Annotated in this window: 23 protein-coding genes; 19 read left to right on the forward strand and 4 right to left on the reverse strand. The window is 65.0% G+C overall.

Annotated elements, in window-relative coordinates; all coding sequences use genetic code 11:
- Positions 1-3: 3 nt before the first annotated feature.
- Entirely contained in the window at positions 4-879 is an 876-nt protein-coding gene (locus tag ACTHNR_RS06765) for a helix-turn-helix transcriptional regulator (RefSeq protein ID WP_440546797.1), read from the reverse strand.
- A 237-nt stretch (positions 880-1116) separates the two neighbouring features.
- On the opposite strand from ACTHNR_RS06765, the gene sctV reads away from it, so the two are divergent.
- The 13 genes from sctV (at position 1117) to ACTHNR_RS06830 (ending at position 13747) form a co-directional block, all read left to right on the forward strand.
- On the forward strand, positions 1117-3336 hold the full coding sequence (gene sctV, locus ACTHNR_RS06770) for a type III secretion system export apparatus subunit SctV (RefSeq protein ID WP_440546798.1): 2220 nt from the start codon (positions 1117-1119) through the stop codon (positions 3334-3336).
- A 37-nt stretch (positions 3337-3373) separates the two neighbouring features.
- Complete coding sequence (locus ACTHNR_RS06775; protein ID WP_440546799.1) at positions 3374-3631, forward strand: EscS/YscS/HrcS family type III secretion system export apparatus protein; 258 nt, start codon at positions 3374-3376, stop codon at positions 3629-3631.
- Complete coding sequence (sctC, locus tag ACTHNR_RS06780) at positions 3628-5751, forward strand: type III secretion system outer membrane ring subunit SctC (RefSeq protein ID WP_440546800.1); 2124 nt, start codon at positions 3628-3630, stop codon at positions 5749-5751. Before ACTHNR_RS06775 ends, sctC begins: the two co-directional genes overlap by 4 nt.
- Positions 5752-6930: an FHA domain-containing protein gene (locus tag ACTHNR_RS06785; protein WP_440546801.1), complete on the forward strand. Its 1179-nt coding sequence runs from the start codon at positions 5752-5754 to the stop codon at positions 6928-6930.
- Positions 6931-7089: 159 nt separating this feature from the next.
- Positions 7090-7302, forward strand: coding sequence for a hypothetical protein (locus ACTHNR_RS06790; RefSeq protein ID WP_440546802.1), 213 nt, complete (start codon positions 7090-7092; stop codon positions 7300-7302).
- A 95-nt stretch (positions 7303-7397) separates the two neighbouring features.
- Positions 7398-7865 (forward strand): hypothetical protein, encoded by a 468-nt coding sequence (locus tag ACTHNR_RS06795; protein WP_440546803.1) that lies wholly within the window; start codon positions 7398-7400, stop codon positions 7863-7865.
- A gap of 58 nt (positions 7866-7923) precedes the next feature.
- Positions 7924-8688, forward strand: a complete 765-nt coding sequence (gene sctJ / locus ACTHNR_RS06800) for a type III secretion system inner membrane ring lipoprotein SctJ (protein ID WP_440546804.1) — start codon at positions 7924-7926, stop codon at positions 8686-8688.
- The gene (locus ACTHNR_RS06805) at positions 8678-9415 is read left to right on the forward strand and encodes a SctK family type III secretion system sorting platform protein (RefSeq protein ID WP_440546805.1); all 738 of its coding nucleotides are present in this window, start codon (positions 8678-8680) and stop codon (positions 9413-9415) included. The genes sctJ and ACTHNR_RS06805 overlap by 11 nt, the downstream gene beginning before the upstream one ends.
- Entirely contained in the window at positions 9397-10050 is a 654-nt protein-coding gene (gene sctL, locus ACTHNR_RS06810; protein ID WP_440546806.1) for a type III secretion system stator protein SctL, read from the forward strand. Before ACTHNR_RS06805 ends, sctL begins: the two co-directional genes overlap by 19 nt.
- Entirely contained in the window at positions 10047-11444 is a 1398-nt protein-coding gene (locus ACTHNR_RS06815; RefSeq protein ID WP_440546807.1) for a FliI/YscN family ATPase, read from the forward strand. The genes sctL and ACTHNR_RS06815 overlap by 4 nt, the downstream gene beginning before the upstream one ends.
- Positions 11407-11901 carry a hypothetical protein gene (locus tag ACTHNR_RS06820; RefSeq protein ID WP_440546808.1) on the forward strand — a complete coding sequence of 165 codons (495 nt, stop codon included), beginning with the start codon at positions 11407-11409 and terminating at the stop codon, positions 11899-11901. The genes ACTHNR_RS06815 and ACTHNR_RS06820 overlap by 38 nt, the downstream gene beginning before the upstream one ends.
- Before the next feature lie 2 nt (positions 11902-11903).
- Positions 11904-12692: a type III secretion system export apparatus subunit SctT gene (sctT, locus tag ACTHNR_RS06825; RefSeq protein WP_440546809.1), complete on the forward strand. Its 789-nt coding sequence runs from the start codon at positions 11904-11906 to the stop codon at positions 12690-12692.
- A 14-nt stretch (positions 12693-12706) separates the two neighbouring features.
- The gene (locus ACTHNR_RS06830) at positions 12707-13747 is read left to right on the forward strand and encodes an EscU/YscU/HrcU family type III secretion system export apparatus switch protein (RefSeq protein WP_440546810.1); all 1041 of its coding nucleotides are present in this window, start codon (positions 12707-12709) and stop codon (positions 13745-13747) included.
- 104 nt (positions 13748-13851) lie between these two features.
- Here the strand turns inward: ACTHNR_RS06830 and ACTHNR_RS06835 are convergent, their stop codons facing one another.
- Positions 13852-14748, reverse strand: coding sequence for a helix-turn-helix transcriptional regulator (locus tag ACTHNR_RS06835; RefSeq protein ID WP_440546811.1), 897 nt, complete (start codon positions 14746-14748; stop codon positions 13852-13854).
- Positions 14749-15108: 360 nt separating this feature from the next.
- Here ACTHNR_RS06835 and imuA point away from each other — a divergent pair, with 360 nt between their 5' ends.
- The 3 genes from imuA to ACTHNR_RS06850 are packed head-to-tail and all read left to right on the forward strand — an operon-like array spanning position 15109 to position 20380.
- Positions 15109-15825 (forward strand): translesion DNA synthesis-associated protein ImuA, encoded by a 717-nt coding sequence (imuA, locus tag ACTHNR_RS06840; RefSeq protein ID WP_440546812.1) that lies wholly within the window; start codon positions 15109-15111, stop codon positions 15823-15825.
- Positions 15755-17224, forward strand: a complete 1470-nt coding sequence (locus ACTHNR_RS06845; protein WP_440546813.1) for a Y-family DNA polymerase — start codon at positions 15755-15757, stop codon at positions 17222-17224. Before imuA ends, ACTHNR_RS06845 begins: the two co-directional genes overlap by 71 nt.
- Positions 17225-17230: 6 nt before the next feature.
- Positions 17231-20380 (forward strand): error-prone DNA polymerase, encoded by a 3150-nt coding sequence (locus tag ACTHNR_RS06850; RefSeq protein ID WP_440546814.1) that lies wholly within the window; start codon positions 17231-17233, stop codon positions 20378-20380.
- Between the two features lie 19 nt (positions 20381-20399).
- Here ACTHNR_RS06850 and ACTHNR_RS06855 read toward each other — a convergent pair whose 3' ends face one another.
- Positions 20400-20615: a heavy-metal-associated domain-containing protein gene (locus ACTHNR_RS06855; protein ID WP_440546815.1), complete on the reverse strand. Its 216-nt coding sequence runs from the start codon at positions 20613-20615 to the stop codon at positions 20400-20402.
- A 175-nt stretch (positions 20616-20790) separates the two neighbouring features.
- Between ACTHNR_RS06855 and cueR the strand changes: the two genes are divergently transcribed.
- From cueR to ACTHNR_RS06870, 3 genes are all read left to right on the forward strand, one after another.
- Positions 20791-21222 carry a Cu(I)-responsive transcriptional regulator gene (gene cueR / locus ACTHNR_RS06860; protein ID WP_440546816.1) on the forward strand — a complete coding sequence of 144 codons (432 nt, stop codon included), beginning with the start codon at positions 20791-20793 and terminating at the stop codon, positions 21220-21222.
- Between the two features lie 203 nt (positions 21223-21425).
- Complete coding sequence (locus ACTHNR_RS06865; protein ID WP_440546817.1) at positions 21426-21572, forward strand: DUF3563 family protein; 147 nt, start codon at positions 21426-21428, stop codon at positions 21570-21572.
- Between the two features lie 144 nt (positions 21573-21716).
- Positions 21717-22058 carry a hypothetical protein gene (locus tag ACTHNR_RS06870; protein WP_440546818.1) on the forward strand — a complete coding sequence of 114 codons (342 nt, stop codon included), beginning with the start codon at positions 21717-21719 and terminating at the stop codon, positions 22056-22058.
- 121 nt (positions 22059-22179) lie between these two features.
- On the opposite strand, the gene ACTHNR_RS06875 is transcribed toward ACTHNR_RS06870, so the two are convergent.
- On the reverse strand, positions 22180-23025 hold the full coding sequence (locus ACTHNR_RS06875) for a 23S rRNA (adenine(2030)-N(6))-methyltransferase RlmJ (RefSeq protein WP_440546819.1): 846 nt from the start codon (positions 23023-23025) through the stop codon (positions 22180-22182).
- Positions 23026-23113: the final 88 nt, after the last annotated feature.

The following is a 23113-nucleotide window of genomic DNA, read 5'->3' on the forward strand; positions in this document are numbered from 1 at the left end:
CTGTCAGACGACGTACAGCCGGCCCGCGAGATACGCGAGCTGCACGCGGTTGAGCACGCCGTACTTCTTGCGGATCTGTCGCATGTGGTAGTCGACGTTGCTACGCGACATGTTCAATTGTTCGGCGATTTCCCGATCGCTGAGGCCGCTCGCGGTGAAGTTCAGAATGCGTCGCTGTAGATCGGAGAGCATCGGCGTTTGCGCCATCGAAGCCATCTGCTCGGCCAAGAACGCATGGACGCCGAGACCGAGCGCGTAGGCTTGACCCACCACGCGGTCGTTGATCCACTCGCTCGTGGGGTTCACGGAACTGAAGATCATGACGCTATGCTCGAGGCTGCCCGGATCGACGAGCCCAAACGCAATGCCGCTGCGCGTGCCGCAACTATCCGCGTCTTCCAGAAAGCGACGCATACGCTCGTTTGATTCGGCTGTGATCGCACGGTCCGCAGCTAGGCTGTCGTGATCCCAGACGAGCGGCCAGTCGTGACGGCAAGCAAAAGCCATGCGCGGATCGACATCGAAGTAGCGCTGATCCACGTAGCGCTGCGCCCAGCCGGGCGGCGAACATAGATCGAAATAGCGTGCGCGATTGACCATCTCGCCGAGCCTGGTCAGGCGGCAGTAGCAAAACCAATCGAATCCGATCGTGCGCAGCGCGATCCGCAGCAGTTGCTTGCGTTCGTGCGCGGAGTGCGCGGCGGCGAGGTCGGTCGCGATTTCGGAGACGCGGTCGCTGCCGTTCGATTCGCCGGATCGCCCGACGCTCTTGCTCACCACGAGCTGACAGTCGGCCACTTCGATGAAGTCGATCGCGTGGCGCGGATGTCGCTCGTTGCTTCCTTTCGGCAGGCGCTTGCGCGCCTCGGGGTTCGTCATGCAGTCCTCCATCTCGTGAGCGGCGCTACGCGTATTCGTGCGCCGTTTCATGGTTTTCGACTATAGCCGCGGGCCCATGGCCCGAGGAACTGCACTGTTCAGTAGTGTTTCGGCGTTGTGTCGCGCCCGATTCGCGAATTACTACGAATCTCACGATTGAGGCGCCTATCCCCTCGCTCTTACACTTTCCGTCGCGACAATCCCGTTTACGCATGGTGTTATTCGACGAGGGCTTGCATGTCTGTGGCGGCGCTGAGAAAGCAGATGAAGGGCTGGTGGCCGGGCGGCAGAAGCGGCGCCGACGACGCACGCCGACCGGTCGCGCCCTACGATCTTGCGTTGGCCGGCTTCATGGCGATCGTCGTCTCGCTGTTCGTGCTGCCCTTGCCCACCGCGGTCATGGACGGCCTCATCTCGCTGAACCTCGCGATCAGCATCGTGCTGCTCACGGTTTCCACCTATCTGCCGTCGGCGCTGAGCTTTTCGTCGTTCCCCGCCATGCTGCTGTTCACGACGCTGCTGCGTCTGTCGCTGAACATCGCCTCGTGCAAGCTCATTTTGCTCAACGCGAACGCGGGGCACATCATCGACGCGTTCGGGCGGCTCGTCGTGGGCAACAACTTCGTTGTCGGCGGCGTGGTGTTTCTCGTCATCGCGATCGTGCAGTTCATCGTCATCGCCAAAGGCTCCGAGCGCGTCGCCGAAGTCGGCGCGCGGTTTTCGCTCGATGCGATGCCCGGCAAGCAGATGAGCATCGACGCCGACCTGCGCGCCGGCATCATCAGCTCCGAGGAGGCGAAGCATCGGCGCGAGCGGCTCGAACAGGAATCTCAGCTGCACGGCGCCATGGACGGCGCGATGAAATTCGTCAAGGGCGATGCGATCGCCGGCACGGTCATCGCGTTCGTGAATATCTTGGCCGGTATCGCTGTCGGCACGATCATGAAAGACATGAGCGTATCCGACGCGCTGCATCGCTACGCGATTCTGACGGTGGGCGATGGCATGTCCGCGCAGATCCCGTCGCTGCTCGTGTCGATCGCGGCGGGGGTGGTCACCACGCGCGTGGCCACGCGCGACGCGAACGACAGCCAGCTCGGCGAACAGATCGGCAAACAAGTCACGGCGCACCCGCGCGCGTTGCTGATTGCCTCGGTCGTGTTGCTCGCCTTCGCGTTCGTGCCCGGTTTTCCGGCGTGGTCGTTCGCGCTGCTCGCGCTCGTGACGGGCGGCGGCGGCGCGCTGCTGCTGCGGCGGCGCAAGACGATGCCGCCGCTCAAGCTCATTACGCTGGCCGAGCCCATTTCGGGCGAACGCGAGACGGAAGTCGGCCCGCATACGTCGGGCGTGACCTCGCCCGTGGCCGTAACGCTATCGCGCGTGCTTTCGCCGCATCTGAATCTCGTGCGACTGCAGGAGGCGTTGAGCGCCGCGAAATCGAATGTCGATGCCGATGTAGGTCCGATCTTCCCGCGCGTGCACATCGCCTTCGATTCGACCTTGCCCGAAGGCAGCTACCAGGTGTTCGTTCAGGACGTGCTCGCGTCGGAAGGGCAGTTGCGGCCCGATCGCCTGCTGTGGGACGGCGTCACGCCGCTCGAGGAAGGCGTCGAGCGTATGCCCGGCGAGCCGTTCGGCCCGTTCTTCCAGCCAGTCTGGCTGCCGCTCGATGCGCGGGCCGCCGAGCCGGAGAACAAGGAAGCGGCGAGCGTCACCGTCAAGAACGGCTGGGGCCTCGAAACGAAGGCGGTGCGCGCCGTCGGCTTGCGTCCCGAGGATGTCCTCGCGCGCCATGTGGAGAGCGAAGTGCGCAAGCATGGGGCCGCGCTGATCGGGATTCAGGAAGCGCAGCATCTGATTCGGCTAGTGCGTCGCGACTACGCCGAACTCGTGGCGGAGCTGATGCGCCTCGTTCCGCTTCAGCGCATCACCGAGGTGCTGCGGCGGCTCTTGATGGAAGACATTCCCATTCGCAACCTGCGGATCATCTTCGAAAGCATGATCACTTGGGCGCCGAAGGAGCCGGAAGACACGATCGCGCTCGTCGAACTCGTGCGCGTCGATCTGCGCCGCATGATCACCGATCGTCATGTGGGCAACGCCCGCAAACTCGACGTGATCCTGTTCGAGCCCGCGCTGCAGGAGCGCTTCGAGCAAGCTGTGCTGCGCACCAAGCAGGGCAACATTCTCGGCCTGGCGCGCGAGGTCAAGGACGACGTCTGCGAGCAGGTTCGCAAGGTCTTCGACGGCCATCAAACCTCGGCGGGCGCGAGCATGCCGAAGAAGCGCGCGACGTCGGTGCGCACGGCCGTCGTCGTCTCGCTCAACGCGCGGCGCTATGTGCGTACGACGCTGGCCGGCGCGCTGCCGGACCTGCCGGTGCTCTCGTATCAAGAGCTCGAAGAGGACGTCGAGCTGCGCACGATCGGCTGGGTGACGAACCCGGCGATCGCTTAGTGAAGATTCGCTCCATCCCGAAGCAAAGGCTCATTCAATGACTACGGACACGATATTGGACATTACGCGGCAGGCGTTGCTGCTGGTGCTGATGCTGTCGCTGCCGATCGTGCTCGTCGCGGCGGGCACGGCGCTTTTCGTCGCGCTGGCGCAAGCCGTGACGCAATTGCAAGACCAAACGATCGGCCTCGCCGCGCGCATGATCGCGGTGATGGTGGCGATCATCGTGACGGGCGGCTGGATCGGCCGCTCGGTTTTGTTGTTCGGCCAGCAGTCCTTCGCGAGGTTGTTTTGAGCATCCGGAAGCCTTCGCTCTCTCGTCGCGCCTGTCGCGACTTTGCCGCGCGGCGCCGCGGCGCGTCGTACGTTTCTCAGCTTGCGCTCGGCGCGCTGGCGCTTTCGCTCTCGCTGGGCGGCCTGCTTAGCGGGCCGCGCCTCGCGCATGCGGCCGAGCTGCAGTGGCGCGATCGTCCCTATACGATCGTTGCCGATGGTAAGAAGGTCTCCGACTTCATTCGCGAGCTCGCGTCCGCGCAGGGTATTACCGCCGTGATCGATCCGAAAGTCGACGGTACGATCAGCGGTCATTTCTCCGGCTCGCCGCTCGCCACGCTGCGCAGTGTGTGCGCGACCTACGGGCTCACGTATTACTTCGACGGGTCGCTGCTTTACATCGATCGCGCCGAGGACGGGCAGACGCAGGTCTACCCGATTCCGAAGGGCAGCGCCGGCGAATTGTCGCGCACGCTCGAGGCGATGCAGATTCCCGACAAGCGCTTTCCGCTCATCATCAGCGATCGGGAAAACACGATCTACGTGTCCGGCCCGCAGCGCTACGTCGAACTCGTGCATCAGGCGATTTCGACGATCACCGATCCGAGCCGCGGGCTCGATCGCGCCGAGATTCGCGCGTTCCCGCTGCGTTATGCCTATGCGACGGACTTCCAAGTCAATCGCGCCGGCAAGGAAGTCATGATTCCGGGCGTCGCCTCCACGCTGGGGCGTCTGTTCGGCAAGAACGAAGACAACCGCGGCTCGCCGGGCTACGGCGCGCGGCTCGGCGGAGCCACGCGGCAAGTGAAGCTGTCCTCGGGCGATACGATCAACGTGCCGAGGCTCAATGCCGGCGCGGCGAACGGCGGCGACGCACCGGCCGCCGGCGGCGCGGGCGGCGGGCTCGATTCGCTGATGGGCGGCGGGCAAGCCATCTCGCTGCCGCAGATCGTGGCGGACGCGGGCACGAATTCGGTGATCGTGCGCGACGTGCCGGAACACATGCCGCAGTATTCGCAGCTGATTTCGGCGCTCGATGCCCGTCCGCGCCTGATCGAGGTGGGGCTGACGATCATCGACATCGACGAGAGCGCGCTCGATTCGTTCGGCGTCGATTGGCGGCTGCATACGCCGAACGGCGATTTCCAATTCGGCAACGGAGCCAACCCGCCGCTCACGTTCGATGCGGGCAACTCCGAGGCCGGTCAAACCGGCGCGACGACGCCGATCGGCTTGGCGCTGACCGCCTCGATCGGCGGTGCGATGCGCAACTATCTGCTCTCGCGCATCAACCTGCTGCAGCAGACCGGGCGTGCGCAAACGCTGTCCAAGCCGCTGATTCTCACGCTCGACAACAACGAAGCGATCCTCGAAAACCTGACCGAGTTCTACGTTCAGGTGGCCGGCTATCAGGACTCGTCGCTCTACGGCATCACGACGGGCACGAGCGTGAAGGTCACGCCGCGCATCGTCGACGACGCCGGCAAGCCCAGCGTGATGATGTCGATCGATATCGACGACGGCCAGCTCAGCAATACGTTGGTGGTGTCGCAGGTACCGGCCGTCATCGAGCGCAACATCGTCACGAAGGCGATGGTGGACGAGGGCAAGAGTCTGTTGATCGCCGGCTTCAACAACGATGCGCTGACGACGAGTAAGACCGGCATCCCGTGGATTTCCGACATCCCCTGGATCGGCAACTTGTTCAAGTACACGAAGAAGGACGGCTCGCGCACGGACCGGTTCTATCTGCTGACGCCGCGCGTCGTGCAGACCGCCAGCGCGTTCGAACCAGGCGGTGCGCCGCTGGGCGACGCGCCGCCGCTGCCCGGGCAGCCGCTCAATTCCGGCGCACCGATGCCGGGCGGACCGAGCGCGCCGCTCGTCGTTCCGCCAAGTGCCGTGCCGGGTACGCCGCCGGCGTCTGTGCACCCGATGCCGGCGCCTTCGGGCGCGGCGCCGGCGGGCACGGCGCCGGCGGGCGGCTCGCAGCAGGGCAGCATCTCGGCCCTGCCGGGTAAAGCGCCCGCGAACGCGCCGGCTCAAGATCGCGCGCCCGTCGCGGACAAGCCGAAGCCGCCAGCGGGCGCGGCCACGCAAGTCGTGTCCTCGGCTTCGCCGGCGGGCCCGTGGGAGCATTGAATGAGCGACGAAGCGACGTCCGCACTCAAGCATACGACGGCATCTTCGGCGAAGGCGCCGTGGAGTCTTTCGTTCTTGAGCGGACCGCTCTACGGTCGCACGCTGGCGCTCAAGCTCGGCGAGAACTGGGTGGGGTCGGCCGCGCAGTGTGACGTGATCGTGCCGGATCGAGAGATTGCGCCACGGCAACTGCGGTTGTCGGTGGGCCAGATCGCGGTGTCGGTGCAGAACGTCGGCGAAGGTGACGTCACGCTGAACGGCGTCGCGCTCGACACGACGCGCCGCGCGTTGCGGCATGGCGATGTCGTCGAGATCGGCGCGCTCAAGCTCGGCATCGTGCCGTCGGCCGAACCGCGCGCATCGACAGGCGCATCGCAGCCGCAACCGAGCGCCAGCAGGCTGGCCCGCTGGGCGGCGGCGCCGTGGGCGGCATGGATGGCGAGCCGGCGCTTCGTCGTCGGCCTCGGCGTGCTCTGGGGCGTGCTCGTCCTGGCGGGCGGCGCGTATTTCGCGATCGGCGCGACCGATCCGTTTTGGATTCACGCGAGCGCGACCGAGCGCATGCAGCAAGTCGGAGCGGCGCTGCACGACTATCCGGAATTGAACGTCAAACCGACGAGCACGGGTTTCATCGTGAGCGGCTACGTCAACACCCTGTCCGATCGCGATCGTCTGCAACGGATCGTGCAGACGTTTCCGCAGACGACGTTGGGCGATGTCTACGTGATCGACGAATTGCTCGGCTCGGCGCGGCTCTATTTCAGCGATACGCCGCTGACAGTGACATACGGCGGCCACGGCACGCTGCTCGTGGGCGGCTCGGGCAGCCGCTCGCTGCAGCAGCGCGTGGCCAATTACGCGAAAGACGCGCGGCCCGCGCTGCAAGTCGTCGATCACGTGGCGTATGCCGGTGCGCCGTCGGCGGCGACGAAGAAGAGCGCGCCGCCCACCGCGGGAGACGTGCCGGACATCGTCGGCGTGTACGACGACGGCCTGGGCACGCGGTTCGTCGAAACCTCCGACGGCGCGCGCTATTTCGAAGGGTCGCGCCTGCCCGGCGGGTTGGAGGTGCGGCAGATCAGCTCGAACCGCGTGATTTTCGCTCGCGGCGCGGACCGGTTCTTCATGGATGTCGGCTCGGCGGCGGTGCGCGAGTACGTCACGCCGCCGCCGGGTTAGCGTTTGCCGCGCGACGCCGGACGGGCGCCGCGCGGCATGGCAGGGTTCATGCGAGGCGCGAAGCGCTTCGTTTGAGCAAGCAAGCGCGGCAACGCGTTTCGTCAGGCTCTCGGGTAACCGGGGGGCAATGACATAACTTCACCGTTAAGGAGAGCTGCGATGGCAGTTTCAGGTTCCACCAGCATCAATGCTGGCGACATGCAGAAAGAGATGCTCGACATGCAGAAGATGGAAATGAACTTCCAACTGTGGTCGATGCAAAACAGCAACGTGCAAGACGAGTGCAAGACCGTGATGTCCGCACGTCAAGGCGAAAGCAGCGCCGTCGACACGGCGTGCCAGACGATGCAACGCGGCGTGCGCACGTCGTAATGCCGTAACCGCCGGGCAGTACGCGGTGTCCGGGCGCTGCGCGAGCGGCGCCCGGCCGGCGCGACAGACTTTTTTCGATCATCAGTGAGGTTCACATGACCGTTCCAGCCGTTCCGAGCGTAGAGCTGTCGGACGTGAAAGGATCGAAGGGCGTGAGCGCGACGCAGGCCGCGAACGAGGCGATGCCCGCCGCGCCCAACAAGGAGGCGGAGAGCGCACACGCGAAGGAGTTCGATCAGCAGATGGGCGTTGCATCGGCCGAACCCGCGCCGGCCGGCACGATTCACATGCATCGCGCGCACGAAACGCGCAGCCTCGATGCACTCGTCGCGCACGTGCGATCGGAAACGGCCGCGCTCGATACGCGCTATCAGGCCGCGGTGCAGCAGATGGAGCATCCGGGTTCGCTGCTCGATCCGAGCGATCCGATGATGTCGATGGTGCGCCTAACCGATTTCACACTGACGACCACGGTGACCATGCAGCAGTATCAGTTCAGCATGACCATGGCCGACGCCTCCAATGGAGTGACGCATTCGCTGCTGAAGAACAACGCCGAATAGCGGGTGAAACGCGCAACGCTTGTGCTTGTCGCCATGCGGTGCGCAACGGGAACTGCCTATGAAAACGCTGCTGCGCGCATGCGTTGTGCTCGCGTGCGCCCTGCTGCTGGCTGGCTGTCAGCAGGAACTCTACATGGACCTGACGGAAGCGTCGGCCAACGAAATGATCGCCGCGCTGGCGAACGCCGGCATCAGCGCCTCGAAGTCGGAGGTGCCCGATCACGGTTGGCAACTGCTCGTCGAAGGGTCGTCCGTGCCGGCCGCGTTGAACGCGTTGAAGGCCGTCGGTTTGCCGCGTCAGCCGACGCAAAACCTCGGCGAGATCTTCCGCAAGCAAGGGCTCGTCTCCACGCCGGCCGAGGAGCGCATCCGCTATATCTATGGTGCGGAGCAGGAGCTCGAGCGGACGCTGCTCGACGTGAACGGCGTGATCGTCGCGCACGTGCACGTCGTGATTCCCGAGAACGATCCGCTGTCGGACAAGATCAAGCCGTCCTCGGCCTCGGTCTACATCAAATACCGTCCGGGCATCGATTTGAAAATGATGGCGCCGATGGTCAAGGATCTCGTCGCGCACAGTATCGAAGGGCTCTCGTACGACAACGTCTCGCTGTTCTTGCAGGCCGCGCCGCCCAAGGAAAACGATCGTCCGCAGGGTATTCAAGTGGGACCGTTCGGCGGGGCCCTGTCGTTGATCGCGCTGATGCTCGTGCTGTCGACCATCGTCGCTCTGGCGGTGTTCTTCTTGCGGCGCGGGCAATTCAAGCTCATGGGCCGCGGTTCGGCCGGCGGCATGACGCAAGAGCACACGCATGCCGGCTGACGAGAACGAAGGCTTCGATGCGCACGAGGGCGCGCACGAGCTGTGGCGGGCCCCCGCGAATCGCGGGCGTTTCGCTCGGCTCGTGGCCGAGTTCAATCTACGGCCCGACCAATACGTCGATCCGAGCTGGCCGTTGGGGATTTGGCCCGCGCCATGGAACGAGCTCTCGCGCTTCGGCGAGCGCGGCAAGCGTGTGCTTGCACGCGCGCTGTTCGACAAGGTCGGATTGCGCGAGGACGCGGCGGGGGCGCTGCCGGCCGACTACGATTTCGCCGAACGCGACAAGCGTCTGGCCTTGCTGCCTCGCGACGCCTTCGAGCATCTCGCTCAGTTGTGCGGACTGTGCCTGCACAAATCGTGGCTTTCGAGCGACGAAGTGACGCGCGGCGTCGAAAAAGCGCTGCAGCTCGGTTTCGGTCCGCAGACCCTGTCGTTCGTGCGCAAGGAGACGCCGCCGTTCGACGCTGTGAGCGAAACGCTCGAGCCGATGCGCCGCTACCCGAAGCTTGTCGTGCAAAAGATCGGCGCGCGCGGCGCACGGCTGCTGCTCGATTTCATTGCGCCCGCCGGGATGCCGGTCTTTGCCCGAACGCGGCTGAAGCTGCCGCGCATCGCGGACGTGCAGCCCGCTTATCGGCTCAATGATGCGCAACGCGCCGAAGTGGCCGAGCTGCTGTTTCTCTGCCTTATTCCCGAGAGGTTGCGAGCATGGGACTGGCTTTTCTGATCACCGGCGAGAATTTGCAGATGCTGTCCGAGCGCCGCGTGCTGAAGGAGCACGAATACTCGGCGCTGCTCGACGCAAATTCGATCGTTACGACGGCCAAGAAAGAAGCGGAGCGCATCGTCGCCGATGCCGAGCGCCGCAAAGAGGAGATGCTGCGCCAAGGGTACGCGGAAGGATTCGAGCGCGGCGAGCGGGAGGGCGCCGCGCGCGCGTACGCCGCGGCGCTCGACACCGCCCATGCGCTGGCGCTGTCGCGGCGCAAGATGGCCGACATGGTCGTGCGCGGGCTGCGAGAACTCGTGGGCGAGTTCGAACGCGAGCGTATCTTCGAGCTGGCGCTCAAACGCATCGACGCATTCGTGCGCGACGAAGCGTTTCTCGTCGTGCGCGTCGCGCCGGATTCCGTCGACGTGATGAAGCAGGCCGTCGCCAACCGCCGGCAGGCCATGGAGAACGAGTCCCATGCCCATGCCGATGCAGCGGCGCTGCGCGCGCAAGCGATTCGCGTCGTGGCCGACGCATCGCTAGGCAACGACGATTGCGTCGTCGAAACGCCGGCCGGCAGCATCGATGCACGGCTTTCGACGCAAATCGATGCAATACGGACGGCCATGGAAGCGCGGAGGGGCGCATGAGCGGATCGGACATCGACTGGCGCGACGCCTTGTTCGCGCAACTTCACGGCGATGCGGACGACGACGGATTCGCCAAGGCGTTGGAGGGGGTCAATCCGCTGCGCATGCGCGGTCGCGTCACGCAAACGGCCGGGCTTCTGATCCACGCATCGGGTATTCACGCGAAGCTAGGCGAAGTATGCGAGCTGCACACGCCGGGGCTCGCGCCGATGTTCGCGGAGGTCGTGGGGTTCTCTCGGCAGACGGCCGTGCTCACGCCGCTCGGCAGCCTGGCTGGCTTGTCGAGCGCGACGGAGGTCTTGCCCACCGGCCATGCGCATGCGTTCGAAGTGGGCGACGCCCTGCTCGGGCGCGTGCTGAATGGTCTTGGCGAGCCGCTGGACAACCTCGGCCCCATCAAGGGCGGCACGCGCGTGAGCGCATTCGCCGAGCCGGTGGGTGCGCTCGAGCGCACGCTCATCGACGAGCCGCTGCCGACGGGCGTGCGCGCCATCGATGCATTTCTCACGACCGGCATCGGTCAGCGCGTGGGCATCTTTGCGCCGGCCGGCGTCGGCAAGAGCACGCTGCTCGGCATGATCGCGCGCGGCGCGGGTTGCGACGTCGCAGTCGTGGGGCTGATCGGCGAGCGCGGACGAGAAGTGCGCGAGTTCATCGAACACAACTTGTCGCCCGAAGCGCTCGCGCGCACGGTGCTCGTCGTGTCGACCTCCGATCGTCCCGCGATGGAGCGCGTGAAATCCGCCTATGTGGCGACGGCGGTGGCCGAATACTTTCGCGACAAGGGACTGCGTGTCTTGTTGCTCGTCGATTCGCTGACGCGTTTCGCACGTGCGCAGCGCGAGGTCGGCTTGGCGTCGGGCGAGCCGCCCACGCGGCGCAGCTTTCCGCCGTCGACGTTCTCGGTGCTGCCGCAATTGCTCGAACGGGCGGGACAAGGTGCGCGCGGATCCATTACGGCGTTTTATACCGTGCTCGTCGAAGGCGACGACGAGAGCGATCCGATCGCCGAGGAAGTCCGCTCGATCTTGGACGGGCACATCATTCTTTCGCGCAAGCTCGCGCAGGCGGGGCATCATCCCGCGATCGACGTGCTCGCGAGCGCCTCGCGTGTGATGACGCGCGTCGTCGACGACGCGCACGTGCGCCGCGCGTCATGGGCGCGAGAGCTGCTCGCTAAATATCAGGAGATCGAATTGCTCGTGCAGATCGGCGAATATCGCGCGGGCAGCGATGCGCTGGCCGACGCCGCGATCGCCGCGCGCGGCGCGCTGCGCGAGTTCGCGTGCCAATCGCCGGCGGTGCTGGAGCGTTTCGACGATACGATGGCGAGGCTCGTCGCCCTCGAGGGAGAGTATGGACAAAATCATCGCGAAGCTTACGCGCGTACGTGAGCTGCGGCGCGATGTCGTGCTCGCGCAGGTGCGGCGTCAGGAGGCCGTGCTCGAGACGGCGCGCGACGCATTGCGGCGCGCCGAGGGCGAAGTGATGCAGTTGATCGCGGCCAAGCTGGACGCGGGGCGTTCGCTCGGCGCGCAGATGATGGCCGGGCCGCGTTCGGCGCGAGAGCTCGTCGGGGCCGGCATCGACTGGAAGCTCTTCGACGATCGGATCGAAGCGGCACGCGAGCGCACGCTGCCCGCGCAAGCGCGTGTGCGCGAGGAAAGCGAGCGTCTCGAAGCGCTGCGCGAGCTGCTGCGGCAAGCCGACGCCAAGCGCGACCAGGCGGAGCGCACGGCCGAGCGCTTGACGCGCGCCGCGGCGCAGCGCGCCGAAGCGGCCGACGAAGCGCGCGCCGAAGAGGCGGCGCTGCGTATCGCGATCGCGCCGTTCGGCGAGCGGGAGACGTAGCGGTGCTCTCGACCGACGTCTTCGACGCCGCCTACAACGCTGCGCGGCCGGCCATCATCGTGCTGCCGCGCGTCATGCCGATCATGATGATCGTGCCGGCGTTCAGCTCGACGGTGTTGACGGGGCTCGTGCGCAACGGGTTCATGGCCGTCATCATCTTGTTCATCGGTCCGGCGCTCGATATCAGCACGCTGCACGATATCGCGCCGCTGATGTGGGTCGGCCTCGTCGCGAAGGAGGCGCTGATCGGCATCTTGCTCGCCTACGCGTTCGGCGCGGTGATGTGGGCCATCGCGACGGCCGGATCGCTCATCGATTTTCAAACGGGCGCGAGCAATCAGTCGTTCTTCGATCCGATCGCACAGTATCAAGCCGGGCCGTGCGCGGGGTTCTTGAATCTGCTGGCGATCACGCTGTTCGTGACGAGCGGCGGGTTGAACTTGATGCTCTCGGCGCTGTTCGCTTCGTATCGGCTGTGGCCGGTCGCCTCGTTCGCGCCGCATTTCGGCCCCGCGCTGCTGCCGTTCATCGCGCGCGGCGCGACGAGCATCATGATGTGGACCGTGAAGCTGGCGGCCCCCGTGGTGATGGTGCTCGTGCTCGTCGAACTCGGGTTCGGCCTCGTGAGCCGCGCGATGCCGCAATTGAACGTGTTCTTGATGTCGCAAGCGGTCAAAAGCGCGGTGGCCGTGCTGATGATGGCGCTGTTCCTGCCGTTCGTCTATTCGACGCTTCACGCCTACATGGGTCCTGACAATACGCTGCTCGATTTGCTGAAATCGATGCTGTAGCGGCGCACGACGCGATGAGCGAAAAAGACCAAGCCCCTACCGAGAAACGCCTGCGCGACGCGCGCAAGAAAGGCGAGATCGTGTTCAGCACCGAGGTCAGCTCGGCGCTGGTTTTTCTCGTCGTGCTCGCCGCGCTCGGCTCACAGGCGCCGCGTGTGCTCGATACGCTGCATGCGTTGTTCGACGAAATCTTCGCGGCGTTGTCCTCGCGCGATCCGCAAGCGTCGATTTCGACCGTGCTCTCGCTTGCCATACACGGATGGATGACGCTCGGCATCGGCATCGTGGCGCTTGCCGGCGTGGCGGGCGCGGCGGTGTCGCTCGCGCAAGCAGGGGGACTCGTCGCTTTCTCGCGCATCGCGCCGAGCTTCGAGCGGCTCAACCCGGCTGCGGGGATGAAGCGGCTGTTTTCGATGAAAAGCGTCGTCAACCTGCTCAAGACGGGCGTGAAGACGGTCATTCTGTGCGTGACGCTATGGGTGCTGCTGCGCGGCTCGCTCGACGCGCCGCTGCAGGCCGGCTACTTGCGTCCCGACGCGATTCTGGCCGTCACGGGCAAGTTGTTGCTGACGCTCGCCGGGTGGGCCGCGCTCATCTTCGTCGCATTCGCGGCGCTCGACTACGCGTACCAGCAATACGAATTCATGAAGCGGAACCGCATGTCGATCGACGAAGTGCGGCGCGAATATCGCGAGATGGAGGGCGATCCGCATTTGAACTCGCGTCGCCGCAGCATGGCGCACGAGATGGTCTTCAATTCGCTGCAGGATCGCGTGAAGATGGCCTCGGCCGTGCTTCATTCGTCGAACGCGGCGGTCGCGCTTTGCTACGCGGGCAAAGGCAAGGTGCCGTGGGTTGCCGCGCGCGGCGAAGGCGAAACGGCGCGGCGCATCGTCGAATGGGCCGGAGAATTTCTCATACCGACCGTGGCGAACGGCCCGCTGACCGACACGCTTTACGAAAGCGCGCGCGAGTACCAGTACATCGATCAGTCGCTCTACGGCCGCGTGGCGACGGTGTTGCGATGGGCCGAGGGGGAAGAGACGACGTCGTGACGACGTCGCGGCGAGGCGGCGAGACGGCGAGACGGCGAGACGGCGAGACGGCACGAAGCGAAGCGCCTTCCGTGATCGAAGGCGGCGCTTCATGCTCCGCATCGTCAAACCGCTTGCATCTTTCCTGCGAGATAGGCGAGCTGACTACGGTTGCGCGCGCCGAACTTCTCGCGCAACTGACGCAGGTGATAGTCCACGTTGTGCACGGTCGTATTGAGCCGCGCGGCGATCGCCTTATCCGACATGCCGACGACGACGGCGCCCAAGATGCGCTGCTGCAATTGCGACAGGCCGCCCGCGCAGTCTTGACGACAGATCGCCTGGACATGCGCCGCGCAGCGCTGATGCAGCGAGAGCCCGAGCCCGAGCGCTTGCGCGATGACGCTGTCGGTGATCCATTCGCAATGCTCGGGCGGGCCGGCAAAGAGAATGAGCGCGCGCAGCGGCGTGCGAGCGATCGGCAGACTGAACGCCAGCCCGCTCGCCAGCCCGCTTTCGAGCATGCCGTCGAAAAAGCGCCGCAGCGGCGGATCGATGCCGGTCTTGCGCGAGGCGTTGACGAGCGAACGCATGTCCCACACGTGCGGCCGGCTCGACTCGAAGGCGCGGCGCATGTGCGGATCGCGCAGCAGATAGCCGCCTTCCAGCGAGCGCGGCAGCAGATCCGTCGACAAGTAATCGCGCAGCAGATAGGCGTACTCGGGCTGTTTGTACTCGTCGAGCTTGAGCGCGGCATAGCCGAGACCGCTGAAGCCGATGATGTTCAAGATGCCGCGGATCATGCGGATGCGCTCGTCGGCGGAGCGCGCGGCGGCGAGCTCGGCGGCGATGAAGGTCGCGTCGCCGGTCTCCTCGGCGCGCGCGAGCGGGGGTACGTCCATTTCGTCGATATAGCGAATCTCGCAGTGCGTGCGCGGCTTCAGAGGCGGCGCCGGTGGGGAAACCGGGGCCCATGCGCGCTGCAGATCTTCGCGTTCGTCGACCACGTCGATGTAGGACATGGGGATTCCTGTTTATCTATCGGCCGGCGAACCGGCGTTGTTTTCTGGAACACATTCACGGCGCCGAAACGGTTTGCGAGAGGCGCGATCGAGACGGCGGCGGAGTAGGGTTGCACCCTTACGAACCTGCGGGTGGCACCGGCCGTATCTGCTGACGATTTTATTGAGGCCGTTTAGTCCGTGCCGGTTGGCCTTTCGTAGTGAGGGGGGGCGTGGGTGCACGAGAGTAGGGCTAATTTACGAAATATCGTGGCCCGACGGCGCTCAGGGCGCTCCTATAAAAGGCATAAAAAGTTCCAGTTCATCGGCTGACGATTGCGTGTAAGATGCTGTATGGATATACAGGGTTTTGAGCCGTCAATGCTTGCCGCTCCCATCGCTCCCATTCGTGCCGAAGACATCCATCCGTCGCTATGGCGGGCCTCGCAGCTTGCGCGCGGTCGTGCTCGCGTCGTGGAAACGGGGTATCCGGTGCTATCGGGCGAGTTGCCCGGCGGCGGCTGGCCGCTCGGCGCCTTGGTCGATTTGCTCGTTCAGCAGGCGGGGATCGGAGAAATGCGCCTGTTGCAGCCCGCGCTCAGCGCGTTGGGCGAGCGGCCCATCGCTCTGCTGCAGCCGCCTCAGGTGCCCAATGGGTTGGGCTTCGGCTATCTCGGGCTGTCGCTCGATCGGCTGCTGCACGTCAAGGCGCCCAAGACGGCCGATGCGCTGTGGTCGGCCGAGCAGATCCTGCGCTCCGGCAGTTGCGGGGCGCTGATTTTCTGGGCGTCGCACGCGCAGTCCTCGTCGCTGCGGCGTCTGCATCTGGCGGCGCAGTCGGGGGAAACGCTGTTCGTCATGGTGCGGCCGCTCACGGTGGCGCAAGACGCGTCGCCGGCGCTGTTGCGGTTGGCGCTGAGGCCATCGGCTGGAGGGTTGATGGTCGATATCGTGAAGCGACGAGGGCCCGCGCGCACGGAGCCTTTGTCGATTCCTCTTCAACCTACCCCTGTTTTGTTGTCTCGCCATGCGCGTCTTTCTCGCCGTCCATTTACCGAAACTGCCGCTCGAAGTCTTCCGGCCGAAGTGGCTGCCTGATCCCGAGGCCGGCAGCGTCGCGCTCGAGAAAGACAAGGTCGTCATCGCGGATGCGCCGGCGCGTGCGGCGGGTATCCGTCTCGGCATGAAGCGCGGCGGCGTGCTCACGTTGTCGGCAGATGTGCTCATGATCGAGCGCGATGCGTCGCGCGAGGCCGCGGCGCAGCACGAAGTCGGCGTGGCGCTGATGCGGTTCTCGCCCGATGTCGCGCTCGCCGAGGAAGCGACGGTCATCGTCGAAATCGGCGCGAGTCTCAAGCTGTTCGGCGGGGTGAGGGCTGTGTGCCGGCAGGCGCGCGCGGTGCTCGACACGCTCGGTTTCACGGCGCGCATCGGCGTGGCGCCCACTGGCCAGGGCGCCTGGCTGCTGGCCCGATACGGCAATCGTCGCGTGACGCGGCTCGCCTCGCTCGAGCGCATTCTGTCCACGTTGCCGATGGTCGCCGTGCCGGAAGCTCGGCCGTTCGCCGACTGGTTCGCCGGTCTAGGATGCGCGACGATCGCCGATATCCGGCGCTTGCCGCGTGCCGGATTGCAGCGCCGTTGCGGCGAGCGCGTGCTCGATTCGCTCGATCGCGCCTTCGGCACGGCGCCCGAGCTCTTCGATTGGCTGCTGCTTCCGCCCACGTTTTCCGCCCGCACCGAATTACCCGACCGCATCGAGCATGCGGATGGCGCCTTGCACGCCGCGCATCGCTTGATCGTGCAGTTGTGCGGTTGGCTTTGCGCCAAGCAATTGGCCGTGACGGGCGTCACGTTGTCGCTCGAACACGAGCGCGGGCGACAGGCGGTGGCGCCCACGGTCATCGAGATCGCGCTTGGCGAGCCCGCCTGGCAGGAAGCGCATCTGCTGCGTCTGCTCAAGGAGCGGCTGCATCGCATCGAACTGGCGGCGCCCATGATCGCGGTGCGGCTCGACGCGTCGAAAGTGGAAGCGGCCGTGCCGCCGGCCGAGCAGCTTTTTCCCGAGCCCGGCGGCTCGGCGCAAAGTCATGCGCGCTTGCTCGAGCTACTGGTGGCGCGGCTCGGTGAAGACAACGTGCTGCGTCCCGCGCCCACGGCCGATTATCGGCCCGAGGTGGCCAATCGCTGGGCGCCGCTTAGCGCGTCCGATATGAAGAGCGCGTTGCCGGAAGGGTTGCCGCGGCCAACATGGATGCTGGCCACGCCGGTCCGCTTGCTGACCCGGCGCCATCGTCCTTTTTACGGGTCGCCGCTGCGTGTCGTTTCCCCGGCCGAGCGGATCGAGTCGGGCTGGTTCGACGGCGAACTCGTCACGCGCGACTACTTCGTCGCCGAGGCCGACGACAAAAGCTACTACTGGATTTACCGCGAACGGGTCAGCAGCCGCGATGCCGAGGAAGGCCCGCGCTGGTTCCTCCACGGCTTGTTCGGATGACATGCGATGGTTCCGGGTCTGACTGGGCTGCCGGCGTACGCCGAGCTGTTTTGCTTTTCCAACTTCACGTTCCTAGAAGGGGCGTCGCACGCGCAAGAGCTTGTCGAGCGCGCGGCGCAGCTCGGCTATGCGGGCCTCGCGATCACCGACGAATGTTCGCTGGCGGGCGTCGTACGCGCGCACGACGCCGCGAAAGAGGTTGGGCTGCCGCTCGTCATCGGTTCGTATTTTCGCTTGCGCCAGGCGGACGGCACGCCGTCGTTCGGGCTCATCCTGCTCGCGCAAAACCGGGAGGGGTACGGCAATCTTTCGGAGCTCATCACGCTTGCGCGCACACGTTCGCCGAAGGGGGAGTACCGGTTGACGCCGCACGACCTTTCGCGGCCCGAAACGGAATACGCGCATCTACGCGGCATGCCCGATTGCCTGGCGATTCTCGTGCCCGATTTCCCGGCCAAGGAGGAGGCGCTCGCCGCCCAGCTCGAATGGCTCGACGGGACGTTTCCGGGGCGCGCGTGGGCGGGGCTGGTGCTTCATCAGCGGGCCATGGACGACATCCATCGCGGCGCGGTCGAATATACGGCGCATCGTCAGGGTGTACCGGTCGTCGCGCTGGGCCATGTCGTCATGCATGTGCGCTCGCGCAAACCGCTGCAAGACACGATGACGGCCATTCGCGTCGGCAAGAGCGTTCACGAGTGCGGCTACGCGCTCGCGCCCAACGCCGAGCAGCATATGCGCTCGCGTTTGCGTCTCGTCAACCTCTACCCTGACGAGACCCTGCGCGAAACGATCAACATCTTGTCCCGATGCACGTTCTCGCTCGACGAGCTGCGCTACGAGTATCCCGACGAACTCGTGCCGGAGGGGTTCACGCCTACCGCCTATTTGCGTAAGGAGACTTATGCGGGTGCGTTGCGGCGGTTTCCCGCCGGCATTCCCCATGCCGTCCAGCAGCAGATCGAGCACGAGCTCGGATTGATCGCCGAATTGCGTTACGAGCCGTACTTCCTGACGGTCTACGACATCGTGCGTTATGCGCGCAGCCAAAACATCTTGTGTCAAGGGCGCGGATCGGCCGCCAATTCGGCCGTCTGCTATTGCCTGGGCATCACGGAAGTCGACCCGGCGCGCGGCAACATGCTGTTCGAACGCTTCATCAGCAAGGAGCGGGGAGAGCCGCCCGATATCGACGTCGATTTCGAGCATCAACGGCGCGAGATCGTCGTGCAGTACATCTACAGCAAATATGGCCGGCATCGCGCGGCGATCGCGGCGGCTGTGTCCACTTACCGCCCGCGCGGGGCGCTGCGCGAAACGGGCAAGGCGCTGGGCGTCGATCCGCAGATCGTCGACGCCGTCGCGAAGTCGCACCACTGGTTCGATACGAGCCGCGATTTGCTCGCACGCTTCGCCGAGTCGGGGCTCGATCCCGATAAGCCGCTGATTCAGGCGTGGGCGCGGCTGGCCGCTCAGTTGCTCAATTTTCCACGTCATTTGTCGCAGCATTCGGGCGGATTCGTCATCAGCCGCGGCAAGCTGACGCGGCTCGTGCCGGTGGAAAACGCGGCGATGGCCGACCGCTCCGTCATTCAGTGGGACAAGGACGACCTCGAATCATTAGGACTGCTGAAGGTCGACGTGTTGGCGCTCGGCATGCTGTCGGCGATCCGGCGCGCGCTCGATCTCGTTTCCGAGCGGCGCGGCGAGCGCTTCGAGATGCAGGATGTGCCGCCCGAAGACGAAAAGACCTACGCGATGATTTCACGCGCCGATACGGTCGGTGTTTTCCAGATCGAATCGCGGGCGCAGATGAGCATGCTGCCGCGCCTGCGGCCGAAGGCGTTCTACGATCTCGTGATCGAAGTGGCGATCGTGCGTCCGGGGCCGATCCAAGGCGGGGCTGTCCATCCTTATTTGCGCCGGCGCCAAGGGCTCGAGCCCGTCACGTATCCCAGCGACGCCTTGAAGGCCGCGCTGGGACGCACGCTCGGCGTACCGATCTTTCAAGAACAGGTGATGCAGGTCGCGATTCTCGCGGCCGGCTTCAGCGCGGGCGAGGCCGATCAATTGCGGCGCGCGATGGCGGCATGGAAGCGCAAGGGCGATTTGCAGCGGTACTACGATCGGATCGTGAGCGGCATGCTCGAGCGTGGGTATGAGCGCAGCTTCGCCGATGCGATCTTCGAACAGATCAAAGGCTTCGGCGAATACGGTTTTCCCGAAAGCCATGCGGCAAGTTTCGCGTTGCTCGTCTACACGAGCAGTTGGCTCAAGTGCCATGAACCCGAGGCGTTTCTCGCCGCGATGCTGAACAGCCAGCCGATGGGTTTTTATTCGCCGTCTCAGCTCGTGCAGGATGCGCGGCGTCATGGCGTCAAAGTGCTGCCGGCCGACGTGACCGTCAGCGGATGGGATGCCGTGCTCGAGCCGCTCGACGGGGCGGCGCGGCCGGCCGTACGTCTCGGCCTGTCGCTCTTGCGCGGTATGAAGGAGGAGGTGGCCGAGCGCATCGAAAACGCGCGGGCCGTCAGGGCGTTCGAGAGCGTGCACGATCTCGCGCACCGCGCGCAGCTCGACCGGCACGATTTACATGTGCTGGCCGACGCGAATGCCTTGTCGGCGATCGTCGGCAACCGGCGCGAAGCGTTGTGGCACTCGGTGGCCGCGGTGCCGGAGAAGGATATGCTGGCCGCGGCGCTCGGCGCGGACGATACGCCCGTGCTCGGCGCGCCGACGGAAGGGCAAAACATCGTGGCCGACTACCGCTCGGCGGGATTGACGCTGCGGCGACATCCGCTTGCGTTGTTGCGCGCGCGCCTGCTCGACATGCGGCTGATGCCGGCCTCGACGCTAAGCGGCTATCGAAACGGCCAGCCCGCGCGCGGCTGCGGCATCGTGACCGTTCGCCAGCGGCCGGGTACGGCCAAGGGGGTGATCTTCGTGACGATCGAGGACGAAACAGGCAACGTCAACGTCATCATCTGGCCGAGCTTGCTCGAAAAGCAGCGCAAGGAGGTGCTCGGCGCCTCGCTGCTCGCGGTATATGGCGTGTGGCAATGCCAAGGAGAAGTGCGGCATCTCGTGGCCAAGCGGCTCGTGGATTTGTCGCATCTTCTCGGTGGCCTGCAATCGGAAAGCCGAAACTTCCACTGAACTAGGCGACGCCGGCGGGTCAGGCGTCGACGATCGTTCGGCTGCCGGTTACCGCGTAGCCCGCTTCGGCGATCGCGCTGCCGAGCTGCTCGGTACTCGCGCTCGAGTGCACGCGCACGCGAGCGTCGTCTAGATTCACCTCGACTTGAGCCGCCGCATCCAGCCCGCGAATCGCCTTCGTTACCGCACCGACGCAGTGCTGACAGCTCATGCCTTCGACCTGAAATTCGATCATTGCAACGTTCCTCGAGAAAAGACGCGGAGATGAACATCCCGTTGAGCGCATCGGTTTCCCTATACCTATACCGGCCCGATCGTGCTCAACAAGGGGCGCTCGCTTAAACTTCAATGAAGCGTATACCTTCCCGTCGTGGGAAGGTATACGCTTTTGGCCGATAACGAGGATCGCCATGAATATTGGGGAAGCGGCCCGCGCCTCGGGCGTAACGGCCAAGATGATTCGATACTACGAAAGCGTCGCGCTGATCGCGCCCAAGGCGCGCACGGACGCTGGCTACCGCGTGTACGGCGCGCCGGAAGTGCATACGTTGCGGTTCATTCGCCAGGCGCGCCATCTGGGTTTCTCCATCGAGGATATCCGAAAGCTTCTAGCGCTTTGGCAGGACCGCTCGCGCGCCAGTGCTGAAGTCAAGGCGATCGCGCTTCAGCATGTCGTCGAGTTGGAGCAGCGCATAGCAGAACTGTCTGAAATGCGCGACACACTGACTCATCTGGCCGAGCATTGCCATGGCGATACGCGTCCCGACTGCCCGATTTTAGAGGGTCTGGCCAGCGGCCTCGATGACACTCACCTCCCGCAAAGCCATTGCCGGCAAGCCTGACCGCGATATACCACGACCTGCACCATCGCTGTGCATTTCCGGATGCCCCATCCGCATTTCTGCACCATTCCAAAACGGAATGCCCAGTATTCGAGCATTTCACTCGCATTTCGGGCCAAGGTCACTATAATCAGGGTTAACCCTTTTACGGGAAATCCCTGAGGCGCGATCCGCCGGGGACGTCACCGACCTTGGAGCACATCATGTTTGCCTATATCCTCGAAAAACTGAGCAACTGGTTCGAATCCGCCGAGCGTAGCCGCCGTGAAGACTACCTCGCTTCGTCGTCGGATGTGGTCGACCTCGAGCGCCGTCTGCGCTCGCTCGAAACGAACGGCTACTCGCTGTAAAGCCGTCCGGCGCCCGGGCGCCGCGTGACGCACGGCCGGCTGTTACGACCGCGATCGGAGCGATGCGACTAGCGCGACGTGCGTCGCCGCGCTAAGGTACGACCATTCGTCATGCGCTCAGGCGCATTTTCACGGGCGGTCCCCATGGGCTTTTCGCTTTACCTGCGCTCTCGCGTTGTCATCGGTGCGGCGGCATGCTGCGTTCTCGCGGCTGTCTCGCCGTACGCCATGGCCGATGGGCCGCCGGTGGTGCTCGACACGCAAACCGGCATTCACGATGGTCAAAGCGGCATCGTCCTGCAAAACGCGCCGCTCTCTCGCGCGCCCATGGTGCCGGCACAGCAACTGCCGACGCCAACCGAGTTGAACGCGACGAATTCAGATCCGCCGATCGTCGTCGCACCGTATATCGCGTTGCCCGGCGCGAACGGCGCCTCGCCCGCTTCCCGATACGGCAATCGGATGCCGCCGGCGGGCCGGCAATAGCGTTGCCGCCGTGCTGCGCCGCCGCGCAGACGCTTACGTTCTGCCCCAGCCCCTCGCCTAGTTCAAGGGCGCTACACGTTCAAACCGCTCAACGGTCGAACCGCTCGACCGCCGAACCGCGCTAATCGACGCGCGCTTCGACCGTGAACTGCGCCGTCTCGTCCTGCCCGAGTGCGTCAACCAGATAGGGCAGCGCCTCCTTCATGGTGCCGGCGAGCGTATAGGGCGGATTCAAAATGAACATCCCACTGCCGTACAGCCCGTATCCATCGACTGGCGGGCGGCTCACGGTCAGCGTGAGATGCACCCAGTTCGTCGGCTGCAGCCGTTTCAATTGTTCGGGAAAGCGCTGCGATTCGGCGCGCGTGACTTGCGGGTACCACACGGCATACATGCCGGTTGCAAACCGCTTCAGACATTCTTCGAGGCAGCCGATCGTGCGGGCGTAATCGCGCTTGTCTTCGAACGAGGGATCGATGAGCGTCAAGGCGCGCCGCGGTGGCGGCGGCAGCAGCGCCTTGATGCCGTCGAAACCGTCGCCCGCATACAGCATGGCCCTCCGCCCGGCGTCACGGAAGTTGTGACGCAGCACGTCGATTTCCGTGGTGTGCATCTCGAACAGCCGCATTCGGTCTTGCTGGCGCATCAAGCGCCAGGCGAGATAGGGCGAGCCCGGGTAGTAGCGCAATTGCCCATCGGGGTTGAGGGCGCTCACTTGCGCGACGTACTCTTCCAAGGCGGCCGGCAGATCGGTGCGCTGCCACAGCTTGGCGATGCCCGTTTCGAATTCGGCCGTTTTGGTGGCATAGCCTTCGACGAGCGAGTACACACCCGCGCCCGCGTGCGTGTCGATGTACCAATACGCCTTGTCCTTCTGATTCAGATAGCGCAGCAACTGCACGAGGACGGCGTGCTTGAGAACATCGGCATGGTTGCCTGCATGAAAGGCGTGACGGTAGCTGAGCATACGGATGAAACGGTTGGAAGCCTCGCGGCTAATACGGCCAAGACGGCAATGATCGCAACGACGGCCCGGCGCGCTTACGCATCGAAGC

Origin of the sequence: Trinickia sp., from assembly GCF_051954495.1 — a bacterium.
Taxonomy (GTDB): domain Bacteria; phylum Pseudomonadota; class Gammaproteobacteria; order Burkholderiales; family Burkholderiaceae; genus Trinickia.